This window comes from Microbispora oryzae (genome assembly GCF_017896165.1).
Taxonomy (GTDB): Bacteria; Actinomycetota; Actinomycetes; order Streptosporangiales; family Streptosporangiaceae; genus Microbispora; species Microbispora oryzae.
On the sequence record NZ_JAFCNB010000042.1, the window covers coordinates 1 to 9,275 of the forward strand.

Sequence of the window (9,275 nt, forward strand, 5' to 3'; positions counted from 1 at the left end):
CTCTACATGATCCAGAACGTCCTCACCCTCGCCGGCGTCCCCGCCCAATGGATCCAGGCACTCAACGGCGTGATCATCCTGATCGCCCTCGTGATCTCCCGCCTCACCGGAGGCAAGACACAGGAATGACAGTGGCAGGCGGTGGCCGGCCCGCGGATCGCGGACCCGGTCACCGCCGTCTGTGGCGTCGTCAGCGGTTTCCGGCCGCCCGCGGGAGCAGCGGCAGCAGCGCGTTGAGGCGGCCGGAGGCGAACCCGGACAGGTCGAGCGAGCAGAAGGAGAAGCCCGCGCCGCGGACGGCCGCGTCGATCCGCTCGCGCAGTTCGCCGGCCCGGGCGATCTCGGCGGCGGGCACCTCGACACGCGCGAGCGTGCCCTGGGAGTGGGCGCGGACCCGGCACACGGGGAACCCGAGGTCGCGCACGGCGGCCTCCGCCGCCTCGACCCTGCGCAGGATCTCCGGCGTCACCGGATCGCCGTAGGTCACCCGCGAGGCGAGGCACGGCGCGGCGGGCTTGTCCGCCGTGACGAGGCCGAGCTCGCGGCTGAGCGCCCGGACGCCGGCCTTGGTCAGGCCGGCGTCCACGAGCGGGGTGACGACGCCGCGTTCGGCCGCGGCCCGCTGGCCGGGCCGGTGGTCGCCCAGGTCGTCGAGGTTGGTGCCGAGCGCGATCCTGGCGCCCATCGCGGCGGCCAGGGGGTCCAGCGCGTCGAACAGCGCCGACTTGCAGTGGTAGCAGCGATCGGGTCCGTTGGCGGCGTACGCGGGCCGGTCCGCCTCGTCCGTGCACACCTCGAGGTGGGCCAGGCCGTGCCGGCGGGCGAACTCGCGCGCGGCGGCCCGCTCAGACGCGGCCAGGCTGGGCGACACGGCGGTGACGGCGAGCGCCCGGCTGCCGAGCACCCGCGCGGCGGCGAAGGCGAGCAGTGCGGAGTCCGCGCCGCCCGAGTACGCGACGATCAGCCCGCTCTCCGCGCGCAGCCGCTCGCTCAATCGACTCATGACGTCGTCCACCGGCGGTCTCCCTCCGCGATCCCGATGGCAAAGCCTACGAGGACGGCCTCGCCGCCGGGCGGGCGCCCGGCGGCGAGGCCGTCCGGCCCGTCAGGCGTTCCGCGCCCGAGGGGCCGGAACGCGGTCACGTCAGCCGGCCCACTCGTGGCCGTCGGGGTAGCGGTAGGCGGCGATCGACTCGGGGTGCATCTGGGCGCTGTAGCCGGGCAGGCCGGGCAGACGGTAGCGGCCGCGCTCGATCCTGACCGGGTCGGTGAAGTGCTCGTGCAGGTGGTCCACGTACTCCAGGACCCGTCCTTCGAGGGTGCCGCTGACGCAGACGTAGTCGACCACGGACATGTGCTGGACCAGCTCGCACAGGCCGACGCCGCCCGCGTGCGGGCAGACCGGCACGCCGAACTTGGCGGCCATGAGCATCACCGGGACGATCTCGTTCACCGACGCGAGGCGGCAGGAGTCGATCTGGCAGTAGTCGATGGCACCGGCCTGGAGGAGCTGCTTGAACATGACGCGGTTGTGGGCGTGCTCGCCGGTGGCCACGCCGGTCGGGGCGATGGCCTTGCGGATGGCGGCGTGCCCGAGGATGTCGTCGGGGCTGGTGGGCTCCTCGATCCACAGCGGCGCGTAGGGAGCCAGCCGGTTGACCCACTCGATGGCCTCCGGCACGTCCCACACCTGGTTGGCGTCGATCATGAGCGTGCGCTCGCCGATCTCCTCCCGCGCGATTCCCAGGCGCCGGATGTCGTCGTCGATGTTCGCGCCGACCTTGAGCTTGATGTGGGTCCAGCCGTCGGCGATGGCCTCGCGGCACAGCCGGCGCAGCTTGTCGTCGCTGTAGCCGAGCCATCCCGGGGTGGTCGTGTAGGCGGGGTAGCCGTCCCGGGCGAGCTCCGCCACGCGCTCCTCGCGCGTCGGGGCGAGCCGCGCGAGCATCTCGACGGCCTCCTCCGGCGTGAGCGCGTCGGACAGATACCGGAAGTCGCAGGCGGCGACCAGTTCCTCCGGTGTCATGTCGGCGACGAACCGCCACAACGGTTTGCCGGCCCTGCGGGCGGCCAGATCCCACGCGGCGTTGAGCACCGCCGCGGCGGACAGGTGGACCACGCCCTTCTCGGGGCCGAGCCAGCGCATCTGGCTGTCGGCCATGATCTCCCGGTACAGGCCGCCGAGGTCGGCCGCCAATTCGTCGACGTCTCGGCCGGTCAGCCGGGCGCCGATCTGGCGGGCCGCGGCCACGCACAGGTCGTTGCCACGGCCGATGGTGAACGTCAGCCCGTACCCTTCCAGGTCCCCGTCCGTACCCAGGACCACGTACGCCGCGGAGTAGTCGCCGTCCGGGTTCATCGCGTCCGACCCGTCGAGGGTGGCCGATGTGGGGAACCGGACGTCGATCACGTCCACGGAGGTGATGGTCGGCATCAGCCAGCACTCCAAATGATCCGATGTATATGACCTGGACAGTATGGTCGCATGTGGTGCAGGTCTGGCAAACCGGAGATAGGCGACTGCTCGTGGCTTTACTTCAATCCGATGAATCTGACAGGCTCGGCACTGCACGTAGATCCGTGAACCGAGTGGAAGAAGGCAGTTCGTGAAGCTGTTGCGGGTGGGTCCGTCGGGTGGGGAGCGTCCGTGTGTGGTCGCGCCCGACGGTCGGACCCTGGACCTGTCGTCGCTGACGGCCGACATCGACGGCGCGTTCCTGGCCGGGGACGGTATCGAGCGGGTGCGGGCGGCCCTCGCGGAGGGCTCTCTGCCCGAGGCGGAGCCGTTCTCGCGGGTCGGAGCACCGGTCGTCAGACCCGGCAAGGTCGTCTGCATCGGACTGAACTACTCCGACCATGCCGAGGAGACCGGCGCCGCGGTTCCGGAGGAGCCGGTGGTCTTCATGAAGGCGTCCAACACGGTCATCGGACCGGACGACGAGGTTCTCGTCCCGCGACAGAGCGTGAAGACCGACTACGAGGTCGAACTGGCCGTAGTCATCGGACGTACGGCACGCTACCTCGACTCACCGGAGGACGCGGCCGCCGTCATCGCGGGGTACGCGATCTCGAACGACGTCTCCGAGCGCGCGTTCCAGGCGGAGCGCGGCGGACAGTGGACCAAGGGCAAGTCGTGTGAAACGTTCAACCCGCTCGGCCCCTGGCTGGTCACCCCGGACGAGGCCGGCGACCCCCAGGCGCTCGGCCTCCGGCTGTGGGTGAACGGCGAACTCCGCCAGAACGGGAACACCAAGAACCAGATCTTCGGCGTGCACCACGTCATCTGGTACCTCAGCCAGTTCATGGTGCTGGAGCCCGGCGACCTGGTGAACACGGGCACCCCGGCGGGCGTCGGCCTCGGCCGCGGCCAGTTCCTGCGCGAGGGCGACGTGGTGGAGCTGGAGATCGACGGCCTGGGCCGCCAGCGTCAGCGCCTGGGGCAGGCATGAGCGAACTCCCCGAGTTCGAGGGGCTGGTCGCCCTCGTCACGGGTGGGGCGTCCGGCATCGGGCGGGCCGTGGCCCAGGAACTGTCCGCCCGGGGCGCACAGGTGGCCGTCCTCGACCTCAAGGACACCGACTTCGTCTGCGACGTCACCGACGACGCCGCTGTGCGCGCGGCCGTGACGGCCGTCGCGGAGCGGTTCGGCCGCATCGACGTGGTCGTCAACAACGCGGGCATCGGGGCGCTGGGCACGGTCGCCGCCAACTCCGACGCCGAGTGGATGCGCGTGCTCGATGCCAACGTGGTCGGCATCGTGCGGGTCACCCGGGCGGCCCTTCCGTACCTCCGGCGGTCGCCGCACGCCGCGGTCGTCAACATGTGTTCCATCGCGGCCGCCGCGGGCCTGCCGGAGCGCGCGCTGTACTCGGCGTCCAAGGGCGCCGTGCTCGCGCTCACGCGGGCGATGGCGGCCGATCATGTCCGTGAGGGCATCCGGGTCAACTGCGTCAGCCCCGGCACCGTGGACACCCCCTGGGTGGGGCGGCTGCTGGACGCCGCCGACGACCCCGCGGCCGAGCGGGCCGCGCTGTCCGCGCGCCAGCCGCACGGCCGGCTGGTCGACCCCCGGGAGGTCGCCGGCGCCGTCGCCTACCTGGCGAGCCCGAAGTCGGCGTCCACGGTCGGCGTCGAGCTGGCCGTCGACGGGGGAATGGCCGCGCTGCGCGTGCGACCGGTGGCGTCGTGAGCGCCCCGTCCGCCGCGCTCGCCGGGCTGGGACGGTACGGGCTCGGCACCGCGCCGCTGGCCGGGCTGTTCGAGCCCGTGGACGAGGCGCAGGCCGAGGAGACCCTCGCCGCGGCGTGGGACGCGGGAATCCGCTACTTCGACACGGCGCCGCACTACGGGACCGGGCTCGCGGAGGAACGCCTCGGGCGGTTCCTGCGCGGCCTGCCCGGCGGTCCCGCCCAGGCGTTCGTCTCCACCAAGGTGGGCCGCGTGCTGGTCCCGGGCGAGGGCGATGAGGACGGGTTCCCCGGCCGCACCGGCTACGTCCGGGTCAGGGACTACAGCCGCGACGGCGTCCTGCGTTCTCTCGACGACAGCCTCGCGCGGACCGGGCTCGACCGGTTCGACCTGGTGTTCATCCACGATCCGGACGATCACTGGACGCAGGCGGCGGGGGAGGCGTACCCGGCGCTGGCCGAGCTGCGCGACCAGGGCGTGATCGGCGCGATCGGCGCCGGGATGAACCAGGCCGAGATGCTCACCCGGTTCGTCCGCGAGACCGACGTCGACGCCGTGCTGGTCGCGGGACGCTACACCCTGCTCGACCGGTCGGCCGCCGCCGAGCTGCTGCCGGAGTGCGAGCGGCGCGGCGTCGCCGTGATCGCGGGCGGGGTGTTCAACAGCGGAATCCTCGCCGGTGGCACCACCTACGACTACGGCGCGGCCCCGTCCGACGTGGTCGACCGCGCGCGCGAGCTGGAGCGGACCTGCGCGGCGCACGGCGTCCCGCTGCCCGCGGCCGCGCTCCTCTTCCCGCACCGCCACCCGGCCGTCGCCAACGTCCTCATCGGGGCCCGCAGCGCCAAGGAGATCGTGGAGGACCTGCGGCTGGCCGCGACGGACGTCCCGGGCGCGCTGTGGGAGGAACTCCATGCGGGTTGATCTCGCATATGGGGCGGGCGGGCTGGTGGTCGACCTCCCGGACGACCGGACCACCGTCATCACCCCGGTGGCCCGGCCCGCGGCGGCGGACGAGACGGCCGAGCTGCGGCGCGCGCTGCGCGAGCCGGTGGCCGGACCGCCGCTGCGGGAGCGGGTGCGTCCCGGCCAGACCGTCGCCATCTCCGCCTGCGACGGCACCCGGCCGCAGCCCAGGCACCTGATGATCCCCGCGATCCTCGACGAGCTGGACGGGCTGGTCGACCTCGGCGACGTCGTGATCCTCGTCGCCACCGGCACGCACCGCGGCAACACCGGCGACGAACTGCGGGCGATGTTCGGCGACCGGGTCGTGGACGCCGTGCGGATCGTCAACCACGACGCCCGGGACGCGTCGTCGCTGAAGTGGATGGGCCGCTACGGGAAGGACGTCCCGGTCTGGCTCAACCGGGAGTGGGCTGACGCGGACGTGCGGATCACGACGGGCTTCGTCGAGCCGCACTTCTTCGCCGGATTCTCCGGCGGCCCCAAGCTGGTCGCGCCCGGCCTCGCCGCCCTGGAGACCGTGCTCACCCTGCACGACGCCGCCCGGATCGGCGACCCGCGGGCCACCTGGGGGATCATCGAGGGCAACCCCGTCCACGACGACGTCCGCGCCATCGCCGCGGGGACCGGGGTCACCTTCTCCCTCGACGTCGTGCTCAACCGCGAGCAGCGGATCGTCCAGGCGTTCGGCGGCGACCTGGCGCCGATGCACGCCGCCGCCACGGCCGCGGCCCGCGCGGCGGCGATGCGGCCGGTCGCCGAGCCGTTCGACGTGGTGGTCACGACCAACGCGGGCTTCCCGCTCGACCAGAACCTCTACCAGGCGGTGAAGGGCATGAGCGCCGCCGCCCAGGTCGTCAGGCCGGGCGGGACGATCATCTGCGCCGCCGAGTGCCGGGACGGGTTCCCCGACCACGGGTCGTACCGCGAGGTGCTCACCTCCGCGGCCTCGCCGGAGGCGCTCTTCGAGGAGATCTCGCGCCGCACCGTGACGGTCCCGGACCAGTGGCAGGTGCAGATCCAGGCGCGCATCCAGCGCGCCGCCCGGGTGATCATGCACACGTCGCACCTGAGCGACGCCGACCTGGCCGCCGCCCACCTGGAGCAGACCGGCGACATCGCCGCCGCCGTACGCGACCTGCCCGGCCGGGTGTGCGTGCTGCCGGAGGGCCCCATGACGATCCCCTACCTCGCGGAGGACCGGCCGTGATCCGCGTCGTCACGGCATGAGCGAGTCGCTGGACCTCGGATACGCGCGGGTCGATCTCGGCAGGGAGGCCCGCCAGGGGGTGCCCGAGATCGTCTACGGCCCGGGCAAGCGGACGGATGAGATCGCCGGGATCGTGACCACCCTGCTCGGCGGCAACACCGGGCCCGTACTGGTGACCCGGGTCGAGCACGAGACGGCCGCGGCCGTGCTCGCGCTCGTCCCGGGCGGCCGGCACGACCCGGCCGCGCGGCTGCTCGCCTGGCGCGAGGCGCGGCCGGCCGGGCACCGGGTCGCCGTGGTGACGGCGGGGACGTCGGACGGCCCGGTCGCCGCCGAGGCCGCCGCCGTCGCCTCCGCCCTCGGCCTCACCACAACCGTGATCAGGGACGTGGGGGTGGCGGGGCTGCACCGGGTGCTCGCCGCCGCGGACGAGCTGCGCGCCGCCGACAGCGTGATCGTCATCGCGGGCATGGAGGGGGCGCTGGCCAGCGTCGTCGGCGGTCTGGTGGAGACACCGGTCATCGCGGTGCCCACCTCCACCGGATACGGTGCGGCGCTGGAGGGCGTCACCGCGCTGCTGGCCATGCTCTCCTCCTGTGCCGCCGGGATCACCGTGGTCAACATCGACTCGGGATTCGGCGCGGCGCTCGCCGCCTACCGCCTCACGAGGGGGCCGAGGTGATCCTTTACCTGAACCCGTTCACCGGCCTGGCCGGGGACATGCTGCTCGGCGCCCTCCTCGACGCGGGCGCCTCCCTGGACGCCGTGCGGCGCGCCGTCGCCCGGACCGGCCTGACCGGCTGGCGGCTGGACGCGGAACAGGTGCGCACGGGGCCGCTGACCGCGCTCCGCGTCCGCATCGACGTCGACGACGACGCCACGGAACGCCCCGCCTCGACCCTGATCGAGATGGCCGCGAGGACCGGCCTGCCGGTGGCGGAGGCGGCGCTGACCGCGATCGCGGAGGCCGAGGGCGCGCTGCACGGCGTACCGCCGGCCGAGGTGCACCTGCACGAGCTCGGCGGGCACGACACACTGATCGACATCGTCGGGTGCGCCGCCGCGCTGCGCGATCTCGGCGTGACCCGGGTCCACTCCGCGCCGCTGCCGCTCGGCAGCGGCACCGTGCGGACCCGCCACGGCGTGCTGCCGGTGCCCGCCCCGGCCACGCTCGCGCTGCTCAGGGGAGCCCGGGTGCGCGGCGGGGCCGCGGGGGAGGCGGTCACACCCACGGGTGCGGCCCTGCTCCTGGCCGCCGGCACCGCCTACGGCGCGCCGCCGGAGATGGAGCTGCGCGCGACCGGGTACGGAGCGGGCACCCGTGAGCTGCCGGACCGGCCCAACGTGACCGTGGCCATGCTCGGGCGGCCGGTCACCGAGCCCGGACGGCAGATCGTCCTGTCGACGAACCTCGACGACCTGACCGGCGAGGTCCTCGCGCACGTCATCGAGCGCGCACTGGCCGCGGGCGCCGCGGACGCGTGGATCACGCCCGCCGTGATGAAGAAGGGCAGGCCCGCGCACGTCCTCCACGTGCTCGCGCCGCCCGAGTCGGCCGACGCGCTGCAGAGCCTGGTGTTCGCCGAGACGGGGAGCCTCGGCCTGCGGCGCAGCGAGGTCGAGAAGGTCGCGCTGCCCCGGCACTTCGAGACGGTACGCCTGTACGGCCACGACGTGCGGATGAAGCACGGCCCGTGGGGAGTCAAGCCGGAGCACGACGACCTGGCCGGCCTGGCCGAGGCGACCGGAAGACCGTTGAGGGAACTGGCACGAGAGGCTCTTGACGCACTGTGACTTACGTAGACGCGCACCACCACACCTGGGAACTCGCCCGGCGACCGCAGTCCTGGCTCGAACCGCCGGAGATGGCGCCCATCAACCGCGACTTCACCCTCGCCGACTACGACTCGGTCGCGGCGAAGGCGGAGATCAGCCGTTCGGTGCTCGTGCAGGTGCTCCCCGACGCCGAGGAGACGCGCGAGTTCCTCGCACTGGCGGCGGGGCCGGGGACCGTGGCCGCCGTGGTCGGCTGGGCCGACCTGACCCGCCCCGATCTCGCCGACGAGCTCGCCGCGCTGGCGGCCTCACCCGGCGGGGAACTGCTGCGCGGGATCCGCCACCTGGTGCAGGCCGAGCCCGACCCGCGCTGGCTCTCCCGGGACGACGTCCGCGCCGGGCTGCGGCGCGTGGCCGAGGCCGGGCTGTCCTACGACGTGCTCGTCAAACCCCACCAGCTGCCCTCCGCCATCGAGACCGTACGGGCGCTGCCCGAGCTGAGCTTCGTCCTGGACCATCTGGCCAAGCCGGACATCGTGGCCGGCGAGCTGGAGCCGTGGGCCGGTCTGATCCGGGAGCTCGCGGCGGAGCCGAACGTGACGGCCAAGCTCTCCGGCATCATCACCGAGGCGACGTGGGACGAGTGGGACGCGGGGACGCTGCGGCCGTACGTCGACGTCGCGCTCGACGCGTTCGGTCCCGGGCGGCTCATGTTCGGCTCCGACTGGCCGGTCTGCCTCCTCGCGGGTTCCCTGCCCGTCTGGGCCGAGACGGCGCGGACGCTGCTCGCGGACGCCGGGCTGTCCGGCGAGGAGACCGACGCCGTCCTGCGGGGGACGGCGGAGCGGGCCTACCGCCTGTGACCGATCCCGCGCCGGTCACCTGACCGGCGCGCCCGGCGCGGGCCGTCGCACCGGTGAACCGGCCGGACACCCCTGCGGGCGTCCGGCCGGCTCGTACGGCGCCGATGTGTCAGGTGCCGATGTGTCAGGTGCCGATGTGTCAGGGAGTGCTCACGGAGTGGTCAGGTCGAAGCGGCTGACGCTGACCGCGCCGCCGAGTGACTGGGTGGCGTAGTTGAAGATGGCGAAGCGGTAGCCCATGAAGAACTGCCAGGCGTTGCCCATGGTGAAGG

General features: G+C 73.3%; 9 protein-coding genes. 7 read left to right on the forward strand and 2 right to left on the reverse strand.

Features of this window, described 5'->3' with window-relative positions; all coding sequences use genetic code 11:
- Positions 1-190: 190 nt before the first annotated feature.
- Both larE and JOL79_RS33330 read right to left on the reverse strand, forming a co-directional pair.
- On the reverse strand, positions 191-1,003 hold the full coding sequence (gene larE, locus JOL79_RS33325; RefSeq protein ID WP_210159927.1) for an ATP-dependent sacrificial sulfur transferase LarE: 813 nt from the start codon (positions 1,001-1,003) through the stop codon (positions 191-193).
- 141 nt (positions 1,004-1,144) lie between these two features.
- Positions 1,145-2,434, reverse strand: coding sequence for an L-fuconate dehydratase (locus JOL79_RS33330; protein ID WP_210159928.1), 1,290 nt, complete (start codon positions 2,432-2,434; stop codon positions 1,145-1,147).
- Positions 2,435-2,606: 172 nt separating this feature from the next.
- On the opposite strand from JOL79_RS33330, the gene JOL79_RS33335 reads away from it, so the two are divergent.
- The 7 genes from JOL79_RS33335 to JOL79_RS33365 are packed head-to-tail and all read left to right on the forward strand — an operon-like array spanning position 2,607 to position 9,003.
- Entirely contained in the window at positions 2,607-3,449 is an 843-nt protein-coding gene (locus JOL79_RS33335; RefSeq protein ID WP_210159929.1) for a fumarylacetoacetate hydrolase family protein, read from the forward strand.
- The gene (locus JOL79_RS33340) at positions 3,446-4,189 is read left to right on the forward strand and encodes an SDR family NAD(P)-dependent oxidoreductase (protein WP_210159930.1); all 744 of its coding nucleotides are present in this window, start codon (positions 3,446-3,448) and stop codon (positions 4,187-4,189) included. Before JOL79_RS33335 ends, JOL79_RS33340 begins: the two co-directional genes overlap by 4 nt.
- Positions 4,186-5,112 carry an aldo/keto reductase gene (locus JOL79_RS33345; RefSeq protein WP_210159931.1) on the forward strand — a complete coding sequence of 309 codons (927 nt, stop codon included), beginning with the start codon at positions 4,186-4,188 and terminating at the stop codon, positions 5,110-5,112. Before JOL79_RS33340 ends, JOL79_RS33345 begins: the two co-directional genes overlap by 4 nt.
- The gene (gene larA / locus JOL79_RS33350; protein ID WP_210159932.1) at positions 5,102-6,364 is read left to right on the forward strand and encodes a nickel-dependent lactate racemase; all 1,263 of its coding nucleotides are present in this window, start codon (positions 5,102-5,104) and stop codon (positions 6,362-6,364) included. The genes JOL79_RS33345 and larA overlap by 11 nt, the downstream gene beginning before the upstream one ends.
- A 16-nt stretch (positions 6,365-6,380) precedes the next feature.
- Complete coding sequence (gene larB, locus JOL79_RS33355; protein ID WP_210159933.1) at positions 6,381-7,046, forward strand: nickel pincer cofactor biosynthesis protein LarB; 666 nt, start codon at positions 6,381-6,383, stop codon at positions 7,044-7,046.
- The gene (larC, locus tag JOL79_RS33360; RefSeq protein WP_210159934.1) at positions 7,043-8,158 is read left to right on the forward strand and encodes a nickel pincer cofactor biosynthesis protein LarC; all 1,116 of its coding nucleotides are present in this window, start codon (positions 7,043-7,045) and stop codon (positions 8,156-8,158) included. The genes larB and larC overlap by 4 nt, the downstream gene beginning before the upstream one ends.
- Positions 8,155-9,003, forward strand: a complete 849-nt coding sequence (locus JOL79_RS33365; protein WP_210159935.1) for an amidohydrolase family protein — start codon at positions 8,155-8,157, stop codon at positions 9,001-9,003. The genes larC and JOL79_RS33365 overlap by 4 nt, the downstream gene beginning before the upstream one ends.
- The last annotated feature ends 272 nt before the right edge of the window (positions 9,004-9,275 follow it).